This window comes from Paraburkholderia sp. JPY419, from assembly GCF_050435705.1.
GTDB lineage: Bacteria > Pseudomonadota > Gammaproteobacteria > Burkholderiales > Burkholderiaceae > Paraburkholderia > Paraburkholderia youngii.
Genome location: NZ_JBNDKV010000004.1, coordinates 2,722,651 through 2,747,744 on the forward strand (window position 1 = coordinate 2,722,651; position 25,094 = coordinate 2,747,744).

26 protein-coding genes are annotated in these 25,094 nt (G+C 64.6%); 14 read left to right on the plus strand and 12 right to left on the minus strand.

Going from position 1 to position 25,094, the window contains the following annotated elements; all coding sequences use genetic code 11:
• The first annotated feature begins 2 nt into the window (after positions 1–2).
• The 3 genes from QFZ91_RS41030 to QFZ91_RS41040 are packed head-to-tail and all read left to right on the plus strand — an operon-like array spanning position 3 to position 3,896.
• Entirely contained in the window at positions 3–2,621 is a 2,619-nt protein-coding gene (locus QFZ91_RS41030; RefSeq protein WP_429570796.1) for a DUF802 domain-containing protein, read from the plus strand.
• Complete coding sequence (locus QFZ91_RS41035; protein ID WP_429570797.1) at positions 2,618–3,271, plus strand: OmpA family protein; 654 nt, start codon at positions 2,618–2,620, stop codon at positions 3,269–3,271. The genes QFZ91_RS41030 and QFZ91_RS41035 overlap by 4 nt, the downstream gene beginning before the upstream one ends.
• Entirely contained in the window at positions 3,264–3,896 is a 633-nt protein-coding gene (locus QFZ91_RS41040; RefSeq protein WP_429570798.1) for a DUF2894 domain-containing protein, read from the plus strand. Before QFZ91_RS41035 ends, QFZ91_RS41040 begins: the two co-directional genes overlap by 8 nt.
• A 58-nt stretch (positions 3,897–3,954) precedes the next feature.
• Here the strand turns inward: QFZ91_RS41040 and QFZ91_RS41045 are convergent, their stop codons facing one another.
• The gene (locus QFZ91_RS41045; protein ID WP_429570799.1) at positions 3,955–4,707 is read right to left on the minus strand and encodes a TerC family protein; all 753 of its coding nucleotides are present in this window, start codon (positions 4,705–4,707) and stop codon (positions 3,955–3,957) included.
• 120 nt (positions 4,708–4,827) lie between these two features.
• On the opposite strand from QFZ91_RS41045, the gene QFZ91_RS41050 reads away from it, so the two are divergent.
• The 3 genes from QFZ91_RS41050 (at position 4,828) to QFZ91_RS41060 (ending at position 6,802) form a co-directional block, all read left to right on the plus strand.
• Positions 4,828–5,709: a LysR family transcriptional regulator gene (locus tag QFZ91_RS41050; RefSeq protein ID WP_429570800.1), complete on the plus strand. Its 882-nt coding sequence runs from the start codon at positions 4,828–4,830 to the stop codon at positions 5,707–5,709.
• A gap of 45 nt (positions 5,710–5,754) precedes the next feature.
• On the plus strand, positions 5,755–6,015 hold the full coding sequence (locus QFZ91_RS41055) for a hypothetical protein (protein ID WP_429570976.1): 261 nt from the start codon (positions 5,755–5,757) through the stop codon (positions 6,013–6,015).
• Positions 6,016–6,127: 112 nt separating this feature from the next.
• Positions 6,128–6,802 carry an HAD family hydrolase gene (locus QFZ91_RS41060; RefSeq protein WP_176106585.1) on the plus strand — a complete coding sequence of 225 codons (675 nt, stop codon included), beginning with the start codon at positions 6,128–6,130 and terminating at the stop codon, positions 6,800–6,802.
• 12 nt (positions 6,803–6,814) lie between these two features.
• On the opposite strand, the gene QFZ91_RS41065 is transcribed toward QFZ91_RS41060, so the two are convergent.
• A complete protein-coding gene (locus QFZ91_RS41065; protein ID WP_429570801.1) occupies positions 6,815–7,666 on the minus strand; it encodes a hypothetical protein in 852 nt (283 codons plus the stop codon).
• Between the two features lie 620 nt (positions 7,667–8,286).
• Between QFZ91_RS41065 and QFZ91_RS41070 the strand changes: the two genes are divergently transcribed.
• Complete coding sequence (locus tag QFZ91_RS41070) at positions 8,287–9,249, plus strand: response regulator (RefSeq protein ID WP_176365993.1); 963 nt, start codon at positions 8,287–8,289, stop codon at positions 9,247–9,249.
• Positions 9,250–9,290: 41 nt separating this feature from the next.
• On the opposite strand, the gene QFZ91_RS41075 is transcribed toward QFZ91_RS41070, so the two are convergent.
• Together QFZ91_RS41075 and QFZ91_RS41080 are read right to left on the minus strand one after the other, a co-directional pair.
• Positions 9,291–10,283: an alpha/beta hydrolase gene (locus tag QFZ91_RS41075; RefSeq protein WP_429570802.1), complete on the minus strand. Its 993-nt coding sequence runs from the start codon at positions 10,281–10,283 to the stop codon at positions 9,291–9,293.
• A complete protein-coding gene (locus tag QFZ91_RS41080; RefSeq protein WP_429570803.1) occupies positions 10,276–10,812 on the minus strand; it encodes a thioesterase family protein in 537 nt (178 codons plus the stop codon). The genes QFZ91_RS41075 and QFZ91_RS41080 overlap by 8 nt, the downstream gene beginning before the upstream one ends.
• A gap of 237 nt (positions 10,813–11,049) precedes the next feature.
• Here QFZ91_RS41080 and QFZ91_RS41085 point away from each other — a divergent pair, with 237 nt between their 5' ends.
• A complete protein-coding gene (locus QFZ91_RS41085; RefSeq protein ID WP_429570804.1) occupies positions 11,050–11,361 on the plus strand; it encodes a hypothetical protein in 312 nt (103 codons plus the stop codon).
• Between the two features lie 235 nt (positions 11,362–11,596).
• Here the strand turns inward: QFZ91_RS41085 and QFZ91_RS41090 are convergent, their stop codons facing one another.
• The 7 genes from QFZ91_RS41090 to phnC all read right to left on the minus strand — a co-directional run bounded on the left by QFZ91_RS41090 (position 11,597) and on the right by phnC (position 19,648).
• Positions 11,597–13,177 carry a TolC family protein gene (locus QFZ91_RS41090; RefSeq protein WP_429570805.1) on the minus strand — a complete coding sequence of 527 codons (1,581 nt, stop codon included), beginning with the start codon at positions 13,175–13,177 and terminating at the stop codon, positions 11,597–11,599.
• Between the two features lie 7 nt (positions 13,178–13,184).
• The gene (locus tag QFZ91_RS41095; protein WP_429570806.1) at positions 13,185–15,215 is read right to left on the minus strand and encodes an FUSC family protein; all 2,031 of its coding nucleotides are present in this window, start codon (positions 15,213–15,215) and stop codon (positions 13,185–13,187) included.
• Positions 15,196–16,245, minus strand: a complete 1,050-nt coding sequence (mdtN, locus tag QFZ91_RS41100) for a multidrug transporter subunit MdtN (RefSeq protein WP_176379311.1) — start codon at positions 16,243–16,245, stop codon at positions 15,196–15,198. Before mdtN ends, QFZ91_RS41095 begins: the two co-directional genes overlap by 20 nt.
• Positions 16,242–16,535: a hypothetical protein gene (locus QFZ91_RS41105; RefSeq protein WP_255208745.1), complete on the minus strand. Its 294-nt coding sequence runs from the start codon at positions 16,533–16,535 to the stop codon at positions 16,242–16,244. The genes mdtN and QFZ91_RS41105 overlap by 4 nt, the downstream gene beginning before the upstream one ends.
• Before the next feature lie 322 nt (positions 16,536–16,857).
• The gene (gene phnE, locus QFZ91_RS41110) at positions 16,858–17,697 is read right to left on the minus strand and encodes a phosphonate ABC transporter, permease protein PhnE (protein WP_176379312.1); all 840 of its coding nucleotides are present in this window, start codon (positions 17,695–17,697) and stop codon (positions 16,858–16,860) included.
• Positions 17,694–18,671, minus strand: a complete 978-nt coding sequence (phnD, locus tag QFZ91_RS41115) for a phosphonate ABC transporter substrate-binding protein (RefSeq protein WP_176379313.1) — start codon at positions 18,669–18,671, stop codon at positions 17,694–17,696. Before phnD ends, phnE begins: the two co-directional genes overlap by 4 nt.
• Before the next feature lie 59 nt (positions 18,672–18,730).
• Complete coding sequence (gene phnC, locus QFZ91_RS41120) at positions 18,731–19,648, minus strand: phosphonate ABC transporter ATP-binding protein (RefSeq protein WP_429570807.1); 918 nt, start codon at positions 19,646–19,648, stop codon at positions 18,731–18,733.
• A gap of 674 nt (positions 19,649–20,322) precedes the next feature.
• Between phnC and QFZ91_RS41125 the strand changes: the two genes are divergently transcribed.
• From QFZ91_RS41125 to QFZ91_RS41135, 3 genes are read left to right on the plus strand one after another with little or no spacing between them, the layout of a single operon-like run.
• Positions 20,323–20,787, plus strand: a complete 465-nt coding sequence (locus QFZ91_RS41125) for a hypothetical protein (protein ID WP_368598040.1) — start codon at positions 20,323–20,325, stop codon at positions 20,785–20,787.
• 39 nt (positions 20,788–20,826) lie between these two features.
• On the plus strand, positions 20,827–21,387 hold the full coding sequence (locus QFZ91_RS41130) for a lysozyme (RefSeq protein ID WP_429570808.1): 561 nt from the start codon (positions 20,827–20,829) through the stop codon (positions 21,385–21,387).
• A 16-nt stretch (positions 21,388–21,403) separates the two neighbouring features.
• On the plus strand, positions 21,404–21,856 hold the full coding sequence (locus QFZ91_RS41135; RefSeq protein WP_255208746.1) for a lysozyme inhibitor LprI family protein: 453 nt from the start codon (positions 21,404–21,406) through the stop codon (positions 21,854–21,856).
• A 250-nt stretch (positions 21,857–22,106) separates the two neighbouring features.
• Here QFZ91_RS41135 and QFZ91_RS41140 read toward each other — a convergent pair whose 3' ends face one another.
• Positions 22,107–22,325: a hypothetical protein gene (locus QFZ91_RS41140; protein WP_429570809.1), complete on the minus strand. Its 219-nt coding sequence runs from the start codon at positions 22,323–22,325 to the stop codon at positions 22,107–22,109.
• Between the two features lie 134 nt (positions 22,326–22,459).
• On the opposite strand from QFZ91_RS41140, the gene QFZ91_RS41145 reads away from it, so the two are divergent.
• The 3 genes from QFZ91_RS41145 to QFZ91_RS41155 all read left to right on the plus strand — a co-directional run bounded on the left by QFZ91_RS41145 (position 22,460) and on the right by QFZ91_RS41155 (position 24,967).
• On the plus strand, positions 22,460–22,687 hold the full coding sequence (locus QFZ91_RS41145; RefSeq protein ID WP_429570810.1) for a hypothetical protein: 228 nt from the start codon (positions 22,460–22,462) through the stop codon (positions 22,685–22,687).
• Between the two features lie 397 nt (positions 22,688–23,084).
• Positions 23,085–24,122: a M14 family zinc carboxypeptidase gene (locus tag QFZ91_RS41150; protein ID WP_176106569.1), complete on the plus strand. Its 1,038-nt coding sequence runs from the start codon at positions 23,085–23,087 to the stop codon at positions 24,120–24,122.
• Complete coding sequence (locus QFZ91_RS41155) at positions 24,119–24,967, plus strand: alpha/beta fold hydrolase (protein WP_429570811.1); 849 nt, start codon at positions 24,119–24,121, stop codon at positions 24,965–24,967. The genes QFZ91_RS41150 and QFZ91_RS41155 overlap by 4 nt, the downstream gene beginning before the upstream one ends.
• The last annotated feature ends 127 nt before the right edge of the window (positions 24,968–25,094 follow it).

The window sequence follows — 25,094 nt, forward strand, 5'->3', positions numbered from 1 at the left end:
CCATGTCCAGATATCGTATCGATCTCGTTGTATTTCTCGCGGGGCTCGCCGCGGCGTGCTGGATCGCCGTCGGTTACGCCGTCTCCAATGCGCTCGCGTTCGCCGTCACGCTGCTGATCGGCGTCTTCTATGTGCTGGGCGCGCTCGAATTGCGCCGCTATAGTCAGGCGACCACTACGCTGACGGGCGCGCTTGCTGCGCTGTCTGGACCACCGCCGAGCCTTGCCGCGTTTCTCGAACCCGTCCATCCGAGTCTGCGCAATAGCGTGCGGCTGCGCGTCGAAGGCGAGCGCGTCGCGTTGCCGGGACCCGCGTTGACGCCGTATCTGGTCGGCCTGCTGGTGTTGCTCGGCATGCTCGGCACGCTGCTCGGCATGGTGATGACGCTGCGCGGCACCGGCCTCGCGCTGGAGAGCGCGAGCGACCTGCAGGCGATCCGCGCATCGCTGGCGGCGCCGGTCAAGGGGCTGAGCTTCGCATTCGGCACCTCGATCGCGGGTGTCGCGACCTCGGCGATGCTCGGGCTGCTGTCGGCGCTATGCCGCCGCGAGCGGCTCGAAGCGGCGCAACAGCTCGACGTGCAGATCGCGGCGACTTTGCGCGTGTACTCGCTGAGCCATCAGCGCGACGAAAGCTTCCGGCTGCTGCAACGCCAGGCCGAAGCGACGCCGCTGCTGGTCGAACGTCTGCAGACGATGATGAGCGCGCTCGAACAGCAAAGCGCCGCGTCGAACGAGCGGCAGATCGCGAGTCTCGACGCGTTTTACGGACGCACCGAAGCGGCTTATCTGCGTCTGGCCGGTGTGATCGAGCAGTCGCTGAAAGACAGCGTGGCCGGCAGCGCGCAGGCTGCGGGCCGGGCCCTGCAGCCGGTCGTCGAAGCGACGATGGCCGGCCTTTCGCGCGAAACCGCCGCGTTGCACGACGCGGTGACCCAGGCCGTGCAGCGCCAACTCGACGGCATGTCGAGCGGTTTCGCGGCGACCAGCGCGAACCTCGCCGAGATTTGGAGCAGCGCGCTCGCCGGACATCGGCAGGCGAGCGACGAGTTGGCCGCGCAACAGCGCGCTTCGGTCGAACGCGTTGCCGAAGCGTTCGAACAGCGCTCGGCCGCGTTGCTCGACGGCGTGTCCGCGCGGCTCGAAGCGACGGCCAGCGGCATCTCGCAGGCGTGGGGTGACGCATTGGCAAAGCAGCAAAGCGCGGGCGGCAAGCTCGCCGCCAACAACGAGCAGGCGTTGGCGCGCGCCGCCGCGACGTTCGAACAGCATGCCGCGGCGTTGCTGAGTGCTGTCGGTAGCTCGCATACGAACTTGCAGACGGAACTGACTGCGCGCGACGAGCAGCGTTTGAGCGCATGGGCGGAGGCGCTCGACGCAATGGGCGCGAAGCTCGGCGAGCAATGGCGGCAGACGGGTGCGCAGGCCGCCAGCCATCAGCAGCAAATCTGCGACGCGCTTGCACAGACGGCGCGCGAAATTTCTGCGCAGACGCAAACGCACGCCAGCGCGACGATCGCCGAAATCGATCGGCTGGTGCAGGCCGCGGCTGAAGCACCGAAGGCCGCAGCAAATCTGCAAGCCGAACTCGCCGCGCGCGACGAACAGCGCTTCGCCGCATGGACCGAAGCACTCGGTGCGATGACGGCGAAACTCAACGAGCAATGGCAGCAAACGGGTTCGCAAGCTGCAAGCCATCAGCAGCAAATCTGCGACGCGCTCGCGCAAACGGCACGCGATATCTCCGCGCAGACGCAAACGCATGCGAGCGCGACGATCGCCGAAATCGATCGACTGGTGCAGGCCGCGGCCGAAGCACCGAAGGCCGCAGCAAACCTGCAAGCCGAACTCGCCGCGCGCGACGAACAGCGCTTCGCCGCATGGACCGAAGCGCTCGCTGCAATGACCGCAAAGCTCAGCGAACAATGGCAGCAAACGGGTTCGCAAACGGCGACCCGTCAGCAGCAGATCTGCGACGCACTCGCGCAAACCGCGCGCGATATCTCCGCGCAGACGCAAGCCCACGCCAGCGCGACGATCGCCGAGATCGAACGCCTCGTGCAGGCGGCATCGGAAGCGCCGAAGGCCGCCGCCGAAGTCGTCGCGGAGCTGCGCCAGAAGCTCTCCGACAGCATGGTCCGCGACACCGCGATGCTGGAAGAGCGCAGCCGTCTGCTCGCCACGCTGGAAACGCTGCTGGACGCGGTCAACCACGCGTCGACCGAACAGCGCAGCGCCGTCGATGCCTTGGTCTCGACGTCGGCGGATCTGCTCGAACGCGTCGGCAATCGCTTCTCCGAGCACCTCGAGCACGAAACCGGCAAGCTCGGCACGGTCGCCGCGCAGGTCACCGGCAGCGCGGTCGAAGTCGCGAGTCTCGGCGAAGCGTTCGGCGCGGCCGTCGGAATGTTCGGCGAAGCGAACGACAAGCTCGTCGCGCATCTCGAACGCATCGAAGCGGCGCTCGACAAATCGCTTGCCCGTAGCGACGAACAGCTCGCCTACTACGTCGCACAGGCGCGCGATGTGGTCGATCTCAGCGTGATGTCGCAGAAGCAGATCGTCGAAGACCTGCAGTTGCTGGCCGCGCAGCGCGCGACCGCCGGAGCCGACGCGGTATGAGCGAGGACATCGACGGCGGCGTGGAAACGGCCGCGCCGGTCTGGGCCTCGTTCGGCGATCTGATGTCGGTGCTGGTCGGCGCGTTCGTGCTGATTCTGGTGAGCGTGATCGGCATGCAGCTCGTGCTATCGAACAAGCTCGAGCAGGAGGTCAAGCAGCGCCAGGCCGAAACGCAGCGGCGCAAGACGCTCGAGCAGGCGCTCGCGGGACCGCTCGCGGCGGGGCGCGTGACGCTCGTCAATGGCCGCATCGGCATTAGCGGCAACGTGCTGTTCGCGCTGAACTCCGCGCAGCTGCAGCCCGAGGGCCGCGCGCTGCTGAAGAGCCTCGCCGGTCCGCTGTCCGCGTATCTGCGCGCGAGCGATCAGATCCTGATGGTCAGCGGCTTCACCGACGATCAACGCCTGCGCGAAGGCAATCGGCGCTTCGCCGACAACTGGGAGCTGTCAGCGCAGCGCGCGTTGACGGTCACGCGCACGCTGATCGACGAGGGCGTGCCGGCGTCGTCGGTGTTTGCGGCCGCGTTCGGCGCCGAGCAGCCGGTCAGTTCGAATGCCGACGAATCCGGCCGCGCGAAAAACCGCCGCGTCGAAATCGCGCCGGTGCCGCGGCCGTCGAGCGCGACGACGGCGGAGAAGTCCGGTGCTTGACGACGCAATCGACGCGGCTCGCGCGACGCTCGATGCATGGCGCGCGAGCGGTGCGGATCGGCTCGATCCGCTGCGCTTTCATCTGCTCGACGCGCTTGCGCGGCGCGCGGCGCGGCACAGCGGCGAGACGCGACGTGTGATCGGGCAACGGTTGGCAGCATTACTGGCCGAATATACGGCCGAGGTCGAGTGTGCGGCCGCGGCCGGGAGCGCGTTGCAAGCCACTCCCGTTGAAGCCGACGCGGCCAGCGACGCCACGCTCGCGGCGCTGATCGAACGGCTTGCCCGCCACCACGCGCGGGCCGACGCTCCGCACGCCGCCGCCTATCCCGAACTCCCCGCGCTCGACTACTTCCGCGAAGTCTGGTCGAAAGTCCGCACCGAAAAGCAGTTGCGCCAGTCGCTCGCGCAGGTGCCCGGCAACGCGGGGCCGCTCAATTCGAGCAGCCTCGTGCATCGTGCGCTGTCGTTGATGCGCGAGCTGTCGCCGGGGTATCTGAAGCAGTTTCTGTCGTATGTCGATACGCTGTCGTGGCTCGAGCAGATGAACGGCGGCGCACCGGTCGAGAAGGAAGCGCCGCGCGCCGCGACGACCGCCAAGGGCGCTCGCAGGAAGGCGCGCTAACGCGCCAACGGCGGCTGGAAGCTGCTTGCGCCAAGCCGCCGGACATTTCATCACGGCATTACTCCTCGTTGATTGCCAGCCGTTTCGTCTTCGTGCGCCGCGCGAGCATGTTCATCCCCTCGACGAACGCGGAGAACGCCATCGCCGCGTAGATATAGGCCTTCGGCACGTGCGAGCCGAAACCATCAGCGATCAGCGTCATGCCGATCACGAGCAGGAAGCTCAGCGCCAGCATCACGATGGTCGGATTGCGATCGATGAAACGCGCGAGCGGCTGCGCCGCGAACAGCATCACCATGATCGATACGATCACCGCGACGAACATGATCGGCAGGTGCTCGGTCATGCCGACCGCGGTGATGATGCTGTCGACCGAAAACACGATGTCGAGCAGGATGATCTGACCGATCGCGGCGGCCACGGTCAGCTGTACGGTCGAGTTCGATTTCGCGGTGACTTCGTCATCGGGGATCATGTGCTGACGGATTTCGGTGGTCGCTTTCCACACCAGGAACAAGCCGCCAGCGACGAGGATCAGATCGCGCCACGAAAAACCATGATCGAACAGCGTGAACGCGACCGCGGTCAGCTTCGCGATCCACGCGACGGTGCTGAGCAGAATCAGCCGCATCACCAGCGCGAGCAGCAGCCCGATGCGCTGTGTGTGTGCGCGTTGCGCTTCCGGCAAGCGGTTGCTGAGGATCGAAATGAAGATCAGGTTATCGATGCCTAGCACGATTTCCATCACGATCAGCGTAACCAGTGCGGCCCAGGCGGCGGGATCGGCAACGAGTGCAAACAGGGAGTCCATGAGGTGGGGCAAGCGAGTGCGCCGCGAGCGGCGGAACCGCCATCATCGGCCTGTTCACGGTTCGAAAGAACCAGTGCTAATCTGAACGACATTTCGGTTTTTTCGAAGTATCGGATCCGCATGCTCAACTATCGTCACCTGTACTACTTCTGGATCGTCGTGAAGGAGGGCGGCTTCGCGCGCGCGGCCGCGAGACTCGACATGGCCGTGCAGACGATCAGCGCGCAGGTTCGCGAACTCGAGAAAGCGCTCGGGCGCCAGCTATTGAAGCCCGCCGGGCGCGGCGTCGCGATGACCGAAGCCGGTGAGCAGGCGTTCAATCGCGCGGAGCAGATATTTCAGCTGGGCGAGGCGTTGCTCGACGAGATGCGCGAGACGAGCGGCGCGGAGTCGGTGCGGCTCGCGGTCGGTTTGTCGGATGGGATTTCGAAGCTCGCCGCGCATGCGTTGCTCGCGCCGGTGCTAGCCACGCCGTCGCTAAGGCTGCTGTGTCACGAGGGGGAGCCCCCGCAACTGTTGTCGGAGCTCGCGCTGCATCGGCTCGATCTGGTGCTCGCCTGTCAGCCGGCGCCACACAGCGCGGACCTGCGCGTGCTGAGCCAGCGCGTCGCGGGCTCGCCGGTCGACTGGTACGGGCCCACGCAGATCGTGCGCAAGCCGGCGCGCGACGGCTTTCCGCACTGTCTCGCGGACCTGCCCGTGCTGCTGCCGACCCGCCACGGCGCACTGCGCGCGCGGCTCGACCGCTGGTTCGAGGCGCAGGGAATCAGGCCGCGCGTCGTCGGCGAATTCGAGGACAGCGCGTTGATGGCGGTGTTCGCGGCGCGCGGGCTCGGCGTGTTTCCGCTGGCGGAGCTCGGCGCCGACGATCTCACGTTATTGCGGGGCTTGCGCTGGCTCGGCCGCGCGGACGGCGTCATCGAGGAGATTCACGCGATCCGCTCGCGACGCGGCCAGCATCATGCGCTCGCGTCGCAGGTGATCGCGGCGGCGCAGTCGTGAGGGCATCTCACCGTCGCGGCGCGCGCGCATCAGAACGCGTGGCGCATGCCCACCGTGACCGCGACCTGTGGATTCGTTGACCTCGTAGTTGTCGAGGCGCAGCGAGCCGCTGAGCGTGCCGGTGGCGTCGCCGGCCGCGCCGAGATAGCCGCCGGTGCCGAACGCGTCCAGCGGAGAAATAAAGCGGGGATTTTTTCGAAAAACCGTGACGGTGCAAACAACGAAGGGTCGAAGCTTACCGTGTTCCGGTGTGCGCCGGGCGAGGGCACGGCGAAATCGGGGGAAATACGCGCGAATCCGTGGTAATTCGCGCAAATCGGTTAATGCCGGAACGTGCTGAAAGGCGGCGGCCCGCCCTGGCCGCTTCATCGACACATGGCATAGTGACTGAACGAACCCATCATCACCGGAGGCCGGCATGCGTATCCAGACATCCTTTCTTTTCGACCTCGACGGCACGCTCGTCGACAGCGTCTATCAGCACGTGCTGGCGTGGAAAGAGGCGCTCGACAGCGAGGGTATCCCGCTATCCGTCTGGCGTATCCATCGCAAGATCGGCATGAGCGGTGGGCTGTTCACCGACCAGTTGCTGCGTGAGACCCACGGCGAGATCAGCGTCGAACGCGCCGAGCGGCTGCGGCATGCGCATGCGGCCGCCTATCAGCGGATGCGCGCGCAGGTCTGCCCGCTGCCGGGCGCGCGCGAATTGCTCGCCGCGCTGACGCAAGCCGGCACGCCGTGGGCCGTCGCGACGAGCGGGCGGATGGAAACCGCGTCGCTGAATCTGGCGGCGCTCGGCGTCGATCCGGCCAAGGCGGTCGTCGTCACGCGCGACGACGTCAAATACGCGAAGCCCGATCCCGACCTGTTCCTCGCCGCGGCCGAGCGGCTCGGCGTGCCGATCGAGCACACGGTCGTGGTGGGCGACAGCATCTGGGACATGCTCGCCGCGCGCCGCTGCCGCTCGCTCGGCGTCGGCGTACTGTCGGGTGGCTACGGCACCGAGGAACTGGAGCGCGCGGGGGCGCTGCGCGTCTACGACGATCCGGCCGATCTGCTCGCGCATCTCGACGAGGTGGCGTCGCGGCCGTGAGCCCGGTGTCGCTCAGGGTTTGTTGAGGATCGGCGGCTCAGCCGGGGGCTGAGTGGGCCCCTGAGTGGGTCCCACTTTCGACGATTCGCGCACGAGCTTATCGGTCATCGCCGACGCGACCGGATTCGTGCTGCCGCGGCCGACACCCGGGCCAGGTCCGGGGCCATTGTCAGACGGCATCGGCACGGTGACGCCAGACGGCATCGGCAGCGACGGGTCGGGTTTCGCCGATTCCTTGACCAGTTGATCCGTTAGCATCGCGGCGACGGGGTTCGCGCCGTTCGGGTGTGTGTCGTCGCGCCGGCGGCCTTGGGTCGTCTGGTCGATGCGCGGCCCGTACTGTGGCCTCGATTGGGCTTTTTGCTGTGCGTACGACTGCGATTTCGAGCGCTCGCGCGCGACCGCGGCCGGATTGCCCACAGCCGGCGCTGCGTTGTCGATGCGGCCGCTGGCGGTCTGGCCGGCATCGGGCGTGACGCTCGGCGCGGGGGCGGCCGCTGTTGCGGGGAGGGACTGTGCGGGAGCGGGTGCCGGAGCGTGCGCCTGAGCTGGAGGCGGTGCCGGGGCGAGTGCCTGAGCCTGGGCCGGAGCGGGTGGTGCCGGAGCAGCCGACTCCGTCCGCGGGGCCGCCGATTGCGGCGCGATCGGGGCGTTGTTCGCGAGATCCGCGGGCGGGCTCACCGGTTGCGCCGGCCTCATGCTGCCGCCAATGGCACGCGTCGTGTCCGTCTGCGGTTGCGATTCCACCGTGCCGGTGACGCTGCGAGTCACCGAGCCGGTCACGGCCGGCACCTGATCGTCCCTAGGGTACAGCAGATAACCGGCGACGCCCGCATCGATCACGAGCAGCCCAACTATCATCATCTTCCCGGTATTCGTCATATCTAAGCAACAACCATTAAGCAACTGCGATTGACTGATGATAAACGACCATTTCGCCATCGACGCTTCTCGTCGGCATATTGCGACGCGTCATGATGGTAGATGTCTGATCGGACCTGGCACCGGAACGGCGCACGCCTGCCGCGAGAGGCTTGGCCGGCACGAGCGAAGCGGGCATTTTTTCCGTGTTCCACGGTTTTCTTTTCGATCAATCAGTCGCGCCGCATTTGCGCGGTAGGCGCCTGCAGGAAAGCGATTTAAGTTGTGCCGCCAATGCCCGGAGCCTGTACTATACGAACCATTGCAGACGACCGGCTGCCACAGTTCGATTATCCGGCGTGTAAATGTGACTTGCAGCGACTGGCTCGCAGTGCACATGCCGGCAGGCCCGCCAGACCGGGCCATCCGAGATGCACGAACAGCGTCGATAGCGGCGACGGCAGGCGGTGACCGGAAGTTGCGACAAGAACCCATTGATCATGCGGACCCGCGGGCGAGACATTGCCCGGCATACCTTGGGCAGTCGCTTTGCGAAACGCCAGATCAACCAACCGACCGGTCGGTCTGGCGCGTTCGCGGCGGCGTGGGAAACACGTGAAGATATGAACAACTTTATTCGACCTCCCGTTTTTTATCCGTCCACGGTGGTTTTCGTCGACGACAACGACAGCTACCTCGACGCGCTTCGCCGGTTTTTTCCGGGCACCTACACGAACCTGTTCTTCACGCGGCCGCAAGCGGCCCTCAACTATATCCGCCAGCACGCGCGCGAGAATTCGCTCGAATTCGCGGCGGCGTCGGCGTGTCTGAGCGAGCCAGGTGTCGAGCGCTTCGTCGAGACCTCGGCTGAACGCGACATCGTTGCGCGGCCGTCGCGCTTCGAGGAAGTGGCGGCGGTCGTCGTCGACTACGACATGCCGGGCATCGGCGGCGTCGAATTCCTGTCGTCGATCTCGCATCTGCGTTGCGCGAAGGTGTTGCTCACCGGCGTCGCCGATGAAACCGTTGCGGTGAAAGCGTTCAACGCCGGCATCGTCGATCTGTACTTGCGCAAGACCGATGCGGATTCGGCCAATCGCCTCACCCATTTCCTGAAGGACGCAAAGAGCCGCCATTGCGGGGAGTCGGGCTGGCTCGCGCTCGGTGAAAACGGCATGACCTACTGCGATCCGCGCACCCGCAAGGTGATCGACGAAGTGGTGGCCGCGCAGGGCATCGTCGAGTATTACTGGCGGCCCGAGCAGAACGTGATCCTGATGTTCGACGCCGCGGGCAACCCGAGCGTATTCGTCGCGTGGGCCGAGAACGACTGGATCTCGCAGGGCGAAATCGTCGCCGACGAGGGTGGCCCGTCCGACCTGCTGCGCCAGCTCGCCACGCGCGAGGTGATGCCGCTGTTCTGGCCGGACCTCGCGTATCGTTCCGGCATGAAGTTCCGGTCGCTGACGCCGCAAAGCATTCCCGGCTGGGACGACGCGTTCTTCGGCTGGACCCGCATCGAGCCGGGCGAGGTCGGCCTCGATCTCGTCACGTTCGCGCAGTGGCGCGCTGAGCGCAATCGCTGACCCCTGGTAGCGCACCGGGCGCGGTGCTTCGTGTCGCCGCGCTAATGGCCTGCGTGTTCGCGGAGAAAATCGCATACAGCCTTGTGCATGGCCTGCACGCCGGGGCTCGTTTCGAGCGCGCGCCAGCATCCATGCACGAGCCCCGTGCCGATCAGCAGCCGGGCAACTCCACCAGCCTCGCGAATCCGCTCGACGAACACGCGCGCGTCGTCGCGTAGCGGGTCGTGCTCCGCGCCGATGGCCAGCGTCGGCGGCAGTCCGTCGAAGCGGCTTGCGGCGAGCGGAATCGTCCATGCGGGGCCGGGCGTGCGGTCGCCTTTCTCTTCGTCTCTTCCTCCGCTGTTTCTCCCGCTTGTCCCCCAGTACGCGTTGCGAAACTCATGCACGTCCGCGAGCGTCAGCATCGGCGCATTGGCCTCGGTGTCGCGCGCGGGTAGTTGCGGCTCGATGCCGAGCATCGGATAAACCAGCGCGATGCCGCGCACCCCGCTCACTCCGTTGTCGCGCAAGCGCAGCGCGACGCTTGCCGCGAGCGTGCCGCCGGCGCTATCGCCGGCGAGTTGCAATCCGGCGTGGTCAGGCAGATCGAATGGCAGGCGGTCGTTCAACGCGGCACGCGTGATCTCGAGGCAGTCGTCGTGCGCGGCCGGCGCGCGATGCTCAGGCGCGAGCCGGTAGTCGACCGCGATCACGTCAAGGCCGGTGTCCGCGGCGAGGCGCGCTGTCACCATCTGATGACTGTTCAGCGAGCCGAGCACGAATCCGCCGCCATGAAAATACAGCACCGTGCCGCGGTTCGTGCCGTGTTCGCTTGCTTTCGCTCGATGCCGGTAGAGCCGAAGCGGGATCGCATGGCCCGCGTCGGTGCGAAAGCTTGCGTCCTGTGTGGTGAGTTCGCTGGGCAGCGGCGGCGTCAGCGTGGCAGCGTAACGGTCGTACAGTTCGCGCTGCTCGCGCGGCGTCATCGCCGCGTGATGCGACGGATAGAGCGCACTGGCCCGTTCGATAAACGCGGCGATTTCCGGCTCAAGCATGGTCACTCCGTTCGAGTAGTGCTTCCCGTTGCGTTGCGCAGGGCAATGCGATCGCACGTCCCGCGAAACGCGCCGGCGGCAATGCCGCATGGGCTTGCGCAAGTTCGTGAACGCGCAGTTTGACGTCCGGATCGAAAGCGACGCCGCGCGGTCCGCTGGTATCGACGTGCAGCAGCATCTGCTCGCCAGCGGCGACGGGGCCGGTGCGCTGGCTTTGCGTCGCGTCCAGCGCAAACATTTCGAAGTACACATGCAGACGTTTCGCGTCGTAGCCGAGCACGCGCATGTCGACACGCACCGGCGTGCCACGTTTGATTTCATGCAGATAGTTGACATGCGCTTCGAGCGTGTAGATCGATCGATGCCGTTCTTTGCGCACCGCATCGGGCAGGCCGATCAGATCGATCAGCTCGTCGGTCGCGAGACTGAAGATCAGCAGGTAGAACGCGTCGCGCATGTGGCCGTTGTAGTCGACCCATTCGGCGCGCACGCTGTCGCGGTAAGACGGCAGGGCAACGGGATGCGACATGAGCGTCTATCTCCTCGATCGAATGCGATGGCTGTGGCGCGTCGTTTGGCGTTATCAGTGTAGTTCATCGCGTTGACGCCGCGCCGGAACCTGGTGACTTCGAATTGTGTTCGCTATGGCAACAGTGAATTCATGGTTCAGGGCTTACTACGCGGCCTGACCGGCTCCTAAACTGCTTTTGCTGCCGCGCGAGGCTCCGCGGCAATCGGATGAAGCCATCTCTGGAGGTTGGAAATCATGAAGTCCATCAGGTCGCTGATCGAAGCTGGAGTTATCGTCGCGCTCATTTCCGTGCCGTTCGCGGCGTTTGCGCAGTCGAATCAGGCCAATCAGCCGCCCTCGCGCGCGCAGGTGCACGATCCGTCCAACGCGAGTCCGATGGACTATCCGGCCAATATCCAGGCGGCCGAAGCAAAGGTCGCGGGGCAAAACCAGGCTGCGCAGAACAGTGGCTACGGTGCGCCGTCGAATGGTTCGTCGCAGGGCGGCGGCCGGACCGATTTCGCGCCGACTTCTTATTCCGTGCCGGTGGTGAATTACACGCGTTGATTGCACATCGGGAAATGCCCGAATTCGCGACCGTCGCTGAGCGTGGCTTCGGCGATCGCACCGACCAGCGATATGCGTGAAGCAGTGCGGAGAACAGCATCGGCAGGACGACAAAGGGTTCTATCGACAGCGGGATCGACGAAGAGGGCAAGGAAAGACCGCAGGGCGGTCGGAAGCCCGTGATTATTCCAGCAGATGCACGGCGGCAGGAAGGGGACGACGCAGCAGCGCTGCGTCAGTTGACAGGCGCGTCCAGCGGCGAGTCCGGGCCCGCACCGGCCGGAGCATCGATCGAACCCGTCGCGAGCGCAAGCGCCGCCGCCGCCGACAGCGCGCCGCTATAGCTGTCCGCGTAGGCATTCTTCGCGGCCAGCAACTGGTTCTGCGCGAGCAGCGCATCGGTGATCGAACCTACGCCGTGGCGATAGGCGTCGAACGCGGCGTCGTAGGTCGTTTGCGCGGCGGTGAGCAGTTCCTTCGCGGCGGTGTGCGCGCTCAGGCTCGTTTGCAGCGCGTTCTGCGCGCCGACGATCTGCCGCACTGCCTCTTCGCGACTGTGCGCGAGACGGGTCGATGCGCTGTCGGCGTCGTTGCGTGCCTGTGCGAGCACGGCCGAGCGGAAGCCACCGTCATACAGCGGAATCGACACGCCGAGCACCACGGTGCCGCCATAACGGTTGCCGCTCAGATTGACGGTCGGCAATTGCTGGCCGATCCCTGGCACCGCCGAAATCGACGAACTGTTCGTGTTGTACGCCGCCGACGCCGACAAGAACACTTTCGGCTTGAAGTCGGACTCGGCCGCCTTGATCTTCGCAAGGTTCGCGCGTTCCGCCGCGTAGGCGCTCAGCACGTCCGGACGCCGCGCGATCGCCGTGGCCACGATCCGGTCGATCGGCTCGCTCATCGCCGGCGATAGTGTGTGGGTAGGCATGTCGGCGATCGCGGGTTTGGCGAGTGGAGAGATGCCCATCGCGGAGATTAATGCGAGGTAACCGTTGCTTTCGGCCCCCTCGGCTTGCACGAGGCCGAGTTTTGCCTGCGCGAAGTTCTGACGAGCCTGGGCCACTTCGATCACGGTGCCCACCCCACGCTGATAGCGCGATTGCGCGGCGGACAGAATCGCGTCGGCGTTCGCGACACTTTGCTTTGCGGTGCCGAGGCGAGCGCGGGCGCTCTGGTACGCGTAGAACGCGACGCTGACGTCGTAGATCACCTGCTGATGGATTGCGGTGAAGCCGATGTTGGCGACCACCGAGGCCTGCGATGCGGCCTCGACACGTGCGGCCCGCCCGCCGAAATCGAACAGCAGCCACTCCAGCGACAGCACCGAGGTCACGCCGTGCGTCTCGCCGCTGATCGACGCTTGACCGAGCTGTGACGTGTCCGAACTTTTGCCGCCCGTGTAGTGAGCCATCGCCGCGACCGACAATTGCGGCAGATAAGCACTCTTCGCGATGCCGGCCGCGAGCGCCACGTTGCGCGCATCGTTCCACGCGATGCGGGTCAACGGATTGGCCGACTCCGCGATGTCGATCAACTCGGGCAGTTCGTACGCGTGCGTGGGATCGAGCGCGGGTGGCGGCGGCACGGCGGCGAGCGCCGGATTGGCGGGCAGCTGATAGCGGGGCGTGGTCGACGCCGACGGCGCACCCGGCGCGTGTGCGCCCGGCACGATGGCGCCGGCTGCATCGGTCTGTGGCTGCCACGGCGTCGCGGAGCTGTCGGGCGCCATGTCGAGCGATGAAGTCGCGCACCCGCTCAAGCCTGCCGCGACGAATATCGCCAGCGCGATGGGCGGGTTGAGTCGACGCATGATTCGACTACTCCTTTGCCGCGTCGGCGGACGCCGCGCGTTCGAATTCGTCAAGGCGTGCGTCGCCGAGACTTTCCAGCGCGGCGCTTGGCGGGTCGGTGACGTCAGGCGCCGGCCGTTGCGTCGTGGTCGTTGCATCGACGCGGGGCGGTTGCCCATGCGCGACGGCCGCGAGCCGTTGCAGCCAGCCTTCGATCGTCGGGGCGGCGGGCCGCCGTTCGACGAGCAGCAGCATCGGCGCTTCGAGCGCGGCGAGGCCGGCCAATTCGCGGTGGTGCGCGGTGAGCCACTGTGGTCCGGGCCGCACCCACGACGGCTCGTAATGCATCAGCGCAACATCCTCGCGCAGCGCGCGGCCGCGGGCCAGCGCAGCCACCACGTCGGCGCGTCGCGTGCCGGCGTACCCGGGCGAGGCAAGGCGTGCCCATTGCTCGCGCAGTGCGGCCAGCGCCTGTTCGACGCGCGCGGCGATGCTGACCGGCCACACCCGTGTGAACACCAGATAGACGACCAGGTTGCCGATCAGGATGCCGATCGTGCGATCCCGCGCGATCGTCAGATCGAAGGCGGGCTCCGCGCCCTGGATCACGCAGAGGAAGAACGCGAACGCGATCTGAAAACCCGCATACGCAATGCGCGGCGAGCCGAACGCAACCCACGCCGACAAGCCCGCGCCGATGGCCACGACCGCCATCAACTCGCCGATCGAGGTCAGCGCGGGCATCAGGAACACGATCGCTGCGGTGCCCGCGAGGGCGCCGGCGATACAGCCGGCGATGCGCAGCGCCAGTTTCTCGACGGTCTCGGCGGTGCTGCCGAGTGACACGACGTAGACAGTGATGAAGCAGGTGTGGATGCCGGGCCAGTCGAGCTGCGAATACAGCAGATAGCAGAACATCGCCGCGACGGTGGTCTTCAGCGCATAGCGGACGTGGTCGAGATTCGTGAAAGCGTCGGCGGCGAAGAACCCGGCATGCGGCGCGGGCGGCGCCGGTTGCGAGGGCGCGTCGTGCGCGGCTTCCGATTCGACGGTGGGCTCGGCAAACCGCGTGATCGTGTCGTGGAACGTGTCGGCTACCGCACGTGCGAGCGGAGTGAGCGGCGCCGACGAGGGCAACGTCAGTTCGATGTCGACCGGGTAGCCGCCAGCGTCGAGCATGCGCGCCATCTCGTCCAGCGTAGTCGCGATCGGTTCGACGAACGAAGCCGGCAGGCGCGCCGACGCTTCGCCGCACGCGAGGTCGACCGCGGCTAGCAGCATGACGCTCGACACCGCGGCACGCTGGAGCGCAACGACATCGGCTCGCAGCGACGTTCCTTCCAGAGCGGACATCTTCAGCCACGAGCCGATCTCCGCGTTGCCTTTGCGCAGCGCCGCGTCGAGCGCATCGCGCGTGGCGGCGGGTTCGCGCAGCCCACGCGCGGCGAGGCGCAGACGTTCGGCCAGTTCGCGCGACGCGAGCCGACGCGGCGACGGCGCGCACACGAGACTGACTGCGACCGACATACCGGCCGGAATCGCGACGAACAGCCACGCATACAGCAGCGCGCGAGTCGCCAGTTCGCCGACCGGCACGCGGCCCAGTTGGTCGAGCGCAAAGCCGACGATCATCGCGACGATGGCGCCCACCGGCCGTAGCTTGCTTGCCGACGTGACGAACAGCAGACTCGCCGACAGCAAGGCCATGGCCGCGACGCGCAACGGCGGATAGTCGACCACGACGATGGCCACGGCCAGCACGAGGCCGATTACGATGCTGACGAGCACCAGAAGCGCCACGCCGGTCACGAAGCTGGTGGTACGGTCGGGCCGGATCATGAAGAACACGATGTAGGCCGACAGTGCCGCTTCGGGCGTGCCGTACGCGCTCGTGACCCATACCGTCAGCGCGCAGATCAGCGCGACGCGTGCCGCGGTCGCGGCGCGTCCGGGAAAAGGCGCAAGGAGTTTCAACAGGTCGGCGACGCCGGGCCGCAGCGGACGCTCGACGTAACCGGCGGCGGCCGCGCTGTCCATGTCAACGGCACGCCGCGCCATGCCTCACCTCGACGATCGCACTCGCGCCGACGCGCACCAGTCGCTCGGCCGGTTCGTCGAGCAGCACGCGCACCGGGAAGCGCTGCGCGACCCGCACCCAGTTCACCGACGACTGCACCAGCGGCAGCGAGCGCGGCAGGTTGAGCCGATCCGTATCGGAGACCCCTGCGCTGATGCCGACGACCTTGCCGTGAATCGGCTGGCTGCGGTCGATCATCGAATACACGGTCGCGCAATCGCCAGGCGCGATCCGTGAGAGTGCGCCTTCGCGAAAGTTCGCGACAGCGAACCATTCGTCCGCGTGGACGAGGGTGAAGATCGACTGATTCGGTGCGACCGTTTCACCGGCCAGCACGAAAAGGCCGGTGACGTAGCCGTTGTGCGGCGCGCGCACCACCGTTTCATCGAGATTGTGCTGGGCGAGCGCGAGCGCGGCTTCGCGCGCGTGCACGGCGGCGATCGCATCGGCATCGTCGCCGATCGTCTGGGCGCTCGCCTGCTTCTGCTCGCGCGCCTGACTGAGCGACAGCCCGGCTTCGTGCTGCGCAACCTGCGCCTGATCGAGCTGCTGGGCCGGTACGTAGCCTTTCGCCGCCAGCGGCGTGAGGCGCTCCACGTTGCGCGTCGCGAGCGCGTAGGTGTGCGCCGCCTTGCTGGCCTGATCGCCGGCGACCGCCGCGTTGGCCCGCTCGCCCGTGATCGTCCTGCGGCGAGTTTCGAGCGCTGCGCGCGCGAGCTCGAGATCGGCCCGCGCCTGCGCGACGATGAGGCGGTACGGCACGGGATCGATTTCGAACAGCAGGTCGCCTTGTGCGACCCGCTGGTTTTCCTGCACCGCGAGCCTGACGATGCGTCCGCCGACCGGCGTCGCGATATGCACGACGTCGGCGTCGATCGTCGCGTCGTCGGTGGAGGGGAAGCGCGTCGTGCGGTCGTAGGCGAAATACGCGGCCGCAAGGCCGATCAGGATAATCGCGCCCGCGATCAGGCGGCCTTTGAGCGGAGCCCTCGATGTACCGGCCATTTTCATAGCAGGTGTCCTGTGCCCGAAAGCCAGACGAGCACCGCGACCGTGAGTCCGATCGCGAGGCAGACGGAAAGCTGAAGCGGGACGATCGATGCCCAGCCGGTCGCAACGAACAGGCGATGGGCGAGTAGCGCCGCGAGCAGGCCTATTACGCCGCCGAGCAGCCAGATAGGGAAGTACGCGCCGAAGATCTCGAACGATGGCGCGCCGCGCAGCACGCACCCGGCCAGCAACAGGCTCGGGGCGGCGATGACCGCCAGACGCTGGATGCCGCGCATAGCTACGTTTGTCATACGTTCCAAGGCCGAGCAGGGCATCGCCGCAGCGACACGATCGTCGCGCGTTGCGAGAATCGGAATGTCTGAAGAGGACTTTACCAGTAGCCGACGGTCGATTGGATAGTCCGAGGTACTTTCTCGCCTCCATAAATACACCAGGAGCCCGGCGCGGAAAAGGGGACGAGGCGTTGCTGGCTGGCGGAAGACTTTCCAGGGAAGTGTGCTGTCGGCAAGTCGAAGGCAAATGTGAACCGGGGAGACAATGAAGAACGGGCAAAGCGCCGTACGCTTTGCCCGTTGTCTTTCAGAACTGAAGCGCGGTGCGCTCCAACGGTGTTCAGATCACCCGCTCACGCAACCACGCCGAGCCGAGGTCGATCACCGTCACGACGACGATCACCATGATCATCACGGCGGCCGTCTGCGCATAGTTGAACGAGCGGATCGCCTCGTACAGCACGACCCCGATGCCGCCCGCTCCGACCATGCCGACCACCATCGCCGAGCGCACGTTCGACTCAAAGCGATACAGCGCGTACGAGATCCACAGCGGCAGCACTTGCGGCAGCACCGCATAGACGATTTCGTCGAGGCGCGTCGCGCCGGTTGCGCGCACGCCTTCGGCCGGGCGCGGATCGATTGCCTCGACCGCTTCGGCGAACAGCTTGGCGAGCACGCCCGTCGTATGCACCCACAGCGCGAGCACGCCGGCGAACGGCCCGAGGCCGACCGCGACGATGAACAGCATCGCGAAGACCATTTCATTGATCGCGCGGCACGCGTCCATCAGGCGGCGCACCGGTTGCAGTACCCATTGCGGCGCGAGATTGTGGGAGGACATCAGTCCAAAAGGCACCGCGCAGACGAGCGAAAGCGCGGTACCCCAGATCGCGACTGCCAGCGTCACGTACATCTCGTGCAAGTAGGTGCGCCACTCGGTGAAGTCGGGCGGAAAGAAGTCCGCCGCGAACTCGCCCATGTTGGCGGAGTCGCTGAGCAGATCGAGCGGACGCATGTCGGCGCCGTGCCACGCGCCGCCGAGCACCGCAAGCACCGCGATCCAGCCGAGCAACGACCACCAGCTGCGCTTGCCGGCACGACCTTTCGCTTGCGCCGCCTGCGCGGCGGCCGCTTCGCTCGCGCGCGCAGGCGACACGATCAGATCCGCCGTGTTCATTGCTTCTGCTGTGCGGCGCCGAGCGCGCTCAGCTTCGCGTCGAGCGCGGCCAATTGCGTCTTGCGGTCGCTATCGGACAGATGCGTATCGTTCTCGATCTTCTGCTTCTGCTGGAACAGCACGATCTGGCGGATCGGCAGCAGTTGCTGATCCGACGATGCCGAGAAGCCGCTGTATCCGGTGATGGCGGCCATCACTGCTTTTTCGTGCGGATCGGTCTTTGCGTAGTTCAGGAAGAATGTGCGCAGCTTGTCCTTCGTCGCTTGAGGCAAATCCTTGCGCCACACGAGCGGGTCCGACGGAATCAGCGGCGAGGTCCACAGCACGCGCACCTGCGCGTATTTGTCCGGATGCTGTTGCTTGAGCGTGTCCATCATCTCGCTGTTGTTGGTCGCGATGTCGATCTTGTTGTTGACGACGGCCAGAAGATTCGCCTCATGGCTCGACGGCAGCACGCTCTTGAACGACGTTTTGACCGGCGCGTTGTGCTTCGCGAACAGGTAGTAGCCCGGCACCAGCGTGCCCGAGGTCGAGTTCGGATCGCCGAAGCCGAGCGTGACGCTCTTCGTGTCCTTGAACACGTCGTCGAGCGTCTTGAAGCGGCTGTTCACATTGGTGATCAACAGCGAGTAGTAGCCGCTTTGGCCGTCCGCGTGCTCGACTTTCGCAAATACTTCGCCATTCGAACGATCGACGGCTTCGATCGCCGACGCATTGCCGAAATAGCCGACCTGCACCTTGTTGAAGCGCATGCCTTCGATGATGCCCGCGTAATCGGTCGCGAAGAATGCCTTCACGTCCAGGCCGGTCTGTTTCCTCATGTCTTCGATCAGCGGTTCCCAGCGTTGCTTGAGCACCGCCGACGAATCGGTCGAGATGATGCCGAGGTTGATGTCCTCGGCGTGGGCCGCGGCGACACAGGTGAAAGCGGCAGCGCCGGCCGCGAGCGTGATCAGGGAGCGCAGGAGTTTCATCGGTTGAGGTCCGGTTGAGTGGATGGAGAGAAACAAGAGGACGCGATGGCGTGCGCGATTCAGTTCGACGGCGCGGCGTTCAGCGCGAACGCGTAGCGCGCGGCGGCGGGGCCGGTGTCCGGCCGCGCGGGGGCGGCGGCGGTGTCGGGGGCGTCGGGCGCGTCGTGAGTGTCGTCGGCGTCGTGTGTCGCGTCGTCGAACAGTTCGCGCGCATCGTCGCCGTAGAGTTTCTTTAGCAGTGCCGGCGTCAGCGCATTGGAAGGGCCGTCGTAAACCACCTTGCCGCGACGCAGTGCGACTGTGCGCGGGCAGTACTGCATCGCGATGTCGACCTGGTGCAGCGACACCAGCACCGTGATCCGATGCTCGACGTTCAGCGCTTGCAGCATGTCCATCACGCGGCGCGACGACTCGGGATCGAGCGACGCAATCGGCTCGTCGGCGAGCACGATTTGCGCGCGCTGCACCAGCGCCCGCGCGAGCGCGGCCCGTTGCTGCTGACCGCCCGACAGGTTCGCGGCCCGCTCGCGCGCATGCTCGCCGATACCGACCTCGTGCAGCGCGGCCAGCGACAACGCGCGCTCCGCCCGCGGGAAGCGGCCGGAGAGACGCCGCCACCACGGCAGGCGTGCGAGCGCGCCGATCAGCACGTTGGTTTCGACCGACAGCCGGTTCACCAGATTGAACTGCTGGAACACGAAGCCGATGTCGCGGCGAATGCTGCGCACTTCACGCACGATGCGGCCGTTCTGCTGGATCGGCCGGCCGAGAATCTCGATCTGCGACGGCTGCGCGTCCGACGCGGTAAAGCCCGCGATATGCCGCAGCAACGTCGATTTGCCCGAGCCCGACGCGCCGATCAGCGCGACCATTTCACCGGGCGCGACGCGCAGATCGATTTCGTCGAGCGCTTTACGGCCGTTGCCGAACGTTTTGCTCAAACGTTCGATTCGAATAGCTTCCCGGATCGCTTCCATCTGTATTCCCTCGATGCATCCGGACACTGCCGGCATGTGTGGGGCTCATTCTAGAAAGCGACTGTGACGGTTGAGTGAAGGCATCGCAACGTCTAGACGACTACATGTTTTCGGGTCGAATTATCCGCGGGGTGATGTGTCGTCAGGATGGCAGAACGAAGGCAGCTTGAAGTCAATGATTTGAACGGAGAGTGACATACGGATGACATGATTTGCGTGCAGACGTGCGCACTCGCTCGTGTTGACTCTTGGCGAGGCAACATTGCGTCGTTTGTCGTCGTCCTTAATGCTCCCGATACGCGGGGCGCGCCGGCATGGCGACTCTCACCGGACGACACGGCGCGAGGCGTCAACGACAGAGTGGCCGTTACGAACCCTTCCTCAACGAAGCACTGACCGGGTTCAATGCATGACGATAAGGGCGACTCAATGTCGCCATTCTTTCATCCTACGCCAGCAGGAATATGCAATAGAAATCGAGATGCCGGACACAGTCGTAAATAGTTGTCAAAACGCCCTTATCCCGATTTAAGGCGGTTGACGGCTCGGCATCTTGGATGGTTTATTCGCGGGTGTGCTTCAACCTGAACCATAGCGCGTGGGACACTGGTGCCAGTGTTACGCATGGTCGAGGTCTGATGGTCTGAGATCGACAATTAACCTATGGATGTCCAATGTACGAAAGAATGCGCTCCGCAAAGGAGATCATTGAAGAAATGAAGGCTGGCTTTTCGGATATGTTCGAGGGATCAGATGGCCGGGAATGTCTTGGTTGTCGTATTACATTCAAGATATACAAAGGATTTACTGATATGCCTCACGCAATGACGACGAACAAGAAAACCGGAGAGTGGATTTCAATTAATGCGATCAGGGCTCTCCCAACCGGTTACGACATGACGCGGGCTTTAGGGCAAGACGACGAATGCCGCTGTCGCAATCGATCTGCGGGCCCGTTCGATGAACAGTTCACGCTTCGCGATGTCAACGGATTGCCACTCGCCGACACGGATTACACGATCGAGTGGCGAGGTTTCCTAACGCGCGGTGTCACTGATTCCATGGGACGTACGCAGCGGCACAAGACGAATGGCGCGCAAGCGTTGCGTATCTATCTTGGACACCGGGAGTCTGTCTAACAATTCTCACGCGAAAATAACTCATACAACGGAGCAAATGTGACTGACCCGCTACACGAATGCATAACCAATACTGATCCAAATTCAAATGTCACTGTATATTCTTCGCGCTTGTGTAAGCCGTGGAAATTTTCCGCGCAGGGAACCGAGTTTCTTAAAGGTTGGGAACAGCTCAGCGCGACCATGTACGACAAGGACGGCAGTAAAACCGGGAATGCAACAGTTGGATATGGGCACCTTGTTCATTTGGGAAAAATATCCGGCGCCGCATCGGAAAAGCCATTTCAGAACGGAATAAGCGAAGCACAGGCCGAGACGCTACTTAAGGAGGACGTCAAGTGGGCGGAGAATACGATCAATAGAAAAGCTCGGCTTCCACTGTTTCAATTTGAATACGATGCACTTGTGTGCTTTATGTACAACCTTCAGCATCATGGCGACAGTCTGCTCGATTTCGTTAATACTGGTGATTACAACAAAGTGGGTGATAGGATGAGGCAGTACGCGACGGTTAAGGGTCAACCACTTAGAGGGTTACTGCGGCGTCGGCACCGTGAGGCGGAAATGTTTGAGGCAGGGGTCTATGATTCATCGCACTAGCCTAATAGTCGCGTTCATGATCGCTCCGATCATTGCACCCGCTAAGACCGTGTATTCTGGAAAATTCGATTATCACTATTTCAAGTCACCGGATCAGTATTTTTCAGGTCATAGCGCCACCGATGTGGCGCATATGTGTGACACTGGGGAGCATGCAACCAATGACGACTTGGCGCAGTGCTCGCACCGCAAGTTCGATCATGCGGCCCGTGCACTCGATAAAATCCTGCGATCGGCCAAAATCAAGATTGGAGGCAATGACAGGTCACTTAAAGCAGAAGGCGAACCCTTAGCTCTACCTTACTTTTTGAAGTCACAAGACTCTTGGGCACAGTACCGCGATAACGAGTGCTACACCGAAACCTACATGATGGGTGCGGCTGCCGAGCGCTATATTTACTTTTGGGAGTGTATGGCAAATATCACTCAAGATAGAGTCAAGGAATTGCAGGAAGTATTAAAGGACTAAACATTGCTGCTACGTGTTGAACCCCGCTTCAGCCGGGTTTTTCCTGCGAAAGGCTCGGCAGAGCGGGCCTTTCGCGGTTACGCATGCATCCACCGATTGACGCCGTGCGGTGCTCCCCCACGATGCCACTTGTGCCGTTCCGTCGCGATCTTCTCCAGCAACTGCAACACCTCTTCGCGCTTACCGGCTTGATCCGCCTGTTCCATAAAAGTTATTAAGTAGGGAACTACCCCCCGCTTCGGCGGGGCTTTCAGTCGCCGATGAACTCGATGCCGGTCAGCACGAAGCCGTTCGGCCTCATCCAGCCTAGTTCAACATCGTGCAAGGGCGGCAGGGGTTGTGCGTCTGCCGCGCCGGATGGCTGGAATCTCGCGAGCTTGCTGGTCCGCTCGTACTGCGCGGACTGTTCGTGATTGATGGCGAGGTCACCAGTAACCGGCGCGGCTGCCTTGCTGCAAAGATCACGCAATCAATAAAGCGTAAGAGAAATCGTACTGAAAGAGATTGTCGTGAATCGCCGTCATGAGCTCGGCCTGTCACAACGCGAACTCGCCCGACGCGCGAATCTTGCGAACGTCACCATCTGCGCTGGAACGCGGCGAGATGTGTGACCCGAAGATCAGTACGTTGCGCGCCATTGCCAGAGCACTGGACCTCGACGTCTTGCTGCTCGTCCTGGGGCGCGCAACAGCGCGCGAAACGGCATGGCCGCTGCGCACCAGCCGCAAAGCGATTGAATCCCTGTCAGAACCGCATCTTTCCATGCTCGACAACCTTGTCGCGACCTTCATTCGCGACTGCCACCGGTTAGCGGATCAGGACCTGCCTTAATTCCATCCTGCGATCAGCGATCTAGCGAGAACTCGGATGCTCCGCCGCTTCGACCCGGCTCGCACCGTCTAACCGTGTCTCTCGAGTGCCGACAAGCGCGCTGGAATGGTGCGCGATTGTTCAACGATTTTCGTTTCCCGACACGCTTGGTGTCGATGTCGAAGAATCCACAGCGTTCGCCATCTGCGTCTACCGTTTGCATCTGCCCATCTCTTTCTAAAAATCGCGGCACGACCCACCTATCCGCGACACCTGACCACTCATCGGCTCGGCGCCAGACTCGATCTTGCGCAACTGCCAATGCGCTGGACGCCCCCGCGCGTACTGACACACAGCCAGGCTATAGTGCGTCTTTTCCGGCCGCCCTTAAAAATCCCGACACCCCGGTCACGCCGTCATGCCGACACCTTTGAGCTTCCTTCCGGACAGTTTTGCCGAATATGAAGATCTCAAGTCAATCCTCGACCAGGGCAGGGCGAGCTTCGAAATCCGCGCGATCTGCGAGACCGAGGTACGCAGCCGGCGCTTTTCCATCTATACCGCGAGCATCGGTTCGTCCGATCCGCTCGCGCCGGCCATTGGCTTTTTCGGCGGCATTCATGGGCTCGAGCGAATCGGTTCGCAACTCGTGCTCGACTATATGCGCTCGCTGCTCGCGCGGCTCGAATGGGACGAACTGCTGGTGCGTGAATTGCAGTCCATCCGGTTGATCTTTTTGCCGATCGCGAATCCCGGCGGCATGTGGGCAGCGACGCGCGCCAATCCGCGCGGCGTCGACCTGATGCGCAACGCACCGCAAGACGCCGACGCGCGTGTGCCTCTGCTTGCGGGCGGCCAGCGCGTCGGCGCGTGGCTACCGTGGTATCGCGGCCGCGCGGGCGAGCCGATGGAGGTCGAGGCGGCAGCACTGCTGCACGTGGTCGAAACGCAACTCGCCGCGCGGCCGCTGAGCATCGCGCTCGATTGCCATTCCGGCTACGGCTGGAGCGACAGCATCTGGTTTCCGTACGCGCGAACCCGTCAGCAGATGCCGCATCTTCCCGAAATGTACATGCTGAAGAGCATGTTCGAACACGCGCATCCGCATCACGGCTACACGTTCGAGCCGCAAAGCCATCAGTATCTGCTGCACGGCGATCTGTGGGACTACGCGTACGACCGCACGCCGGTGCCGAACATCTTCCTGCCGATGACGCTCGAACTCGGCTCGTGGCTGTGGATCAAGAAGAACCCGCGCCAGTTGTTTTCGCGGCAGGGCATGTTCAATCCGGTCATGGAGCATCGCACCGCGCGGGTGCTGCGGCGCCATGCGAACCTGTTCGACTTTCTCGCGCGCGCGGCGTTTTCGTCGCGGCGCTGGCTGCCGCAAGGCAACCATCGCGAGCAGTTGCTGCAAAGCGCGCTCGACCACTGGTACAGGCCGGATCGCGAATGAGCACATGGGTCCTGCTGCGCGGACTGACGCGCGAAACGCGGCATTGGGGGCGCTTGCCGGCGGCGTTGCGCGAAACCCTGGGCCAGAGCCCGGACGCCGCCACCTCCAACGCAACGACCACGACCGGCCTCCGTTTGCTGCTGCTCGATCTGCCGGGCAACGGTGAATACGTGCGGCGGCGCGCGCCCGCGAGCGTCACGGGCATCGTCGCCTTCGTGCGGCAGGCGGCGCGCGAAACGGGCGTGCCGGGTCCTTACAACGTGATCGCGATGTCGCTCGGCGGCATGGTCGCGACCGACTGGGCGCAGCGTCATCCCGGCGAAATAGAACGGCTCGTGCTGATCAATACGAGCATGCGGCCATTCAGCCGCATGCACGAGCGGCTGCGGCCGTCGGCGTGGCCGGGTCTGCTCGGCGTCGCCGCCCACTGGGGCGATGCGGCCGATGCCGAGAGCGGCATCCATCGCCTCACGTGCAACAACCTCGACACCTTGGGCGCGGATCTCGCCGCTTGGACCACGATCCGCCGCAGCGCACCGGTGAGCCGCGCGAATGCGCTGCGGCAATTGTGGGCGGCCGCCCGCTTTAGCGCGGCGCCCGCCGCGCCGGGGTGTGCACTGCTAATTTTGTCGTCGGCAGCCGATGGGCTCGTCAACCCGGTCTGTTCGGCGAAGCTCGCGGCGGCGTGGGGCGCGCCGCATCGCGAGCATCCATGGGCCGGCCATGATCTGCCGCACGACGATCCCGCGTGGACCGCGGCGCAGATTCGCGCATGGCTCACTCAGCGCGCCGAAGACAGCGATGCGGCGGCGGCGGGACCCGCACCGGCCAAGCCCGAACGTTGAGCCGCGCACGGCATTGCCGCGCCGCAGCGACGCGGCCCCTGCCAACCCAACTGTGACAATTCTTCGACGACCCGTCAGCGGGTATTACCTGACTTCGCGAAACGGACGCATCGCACACTGCAGGCGC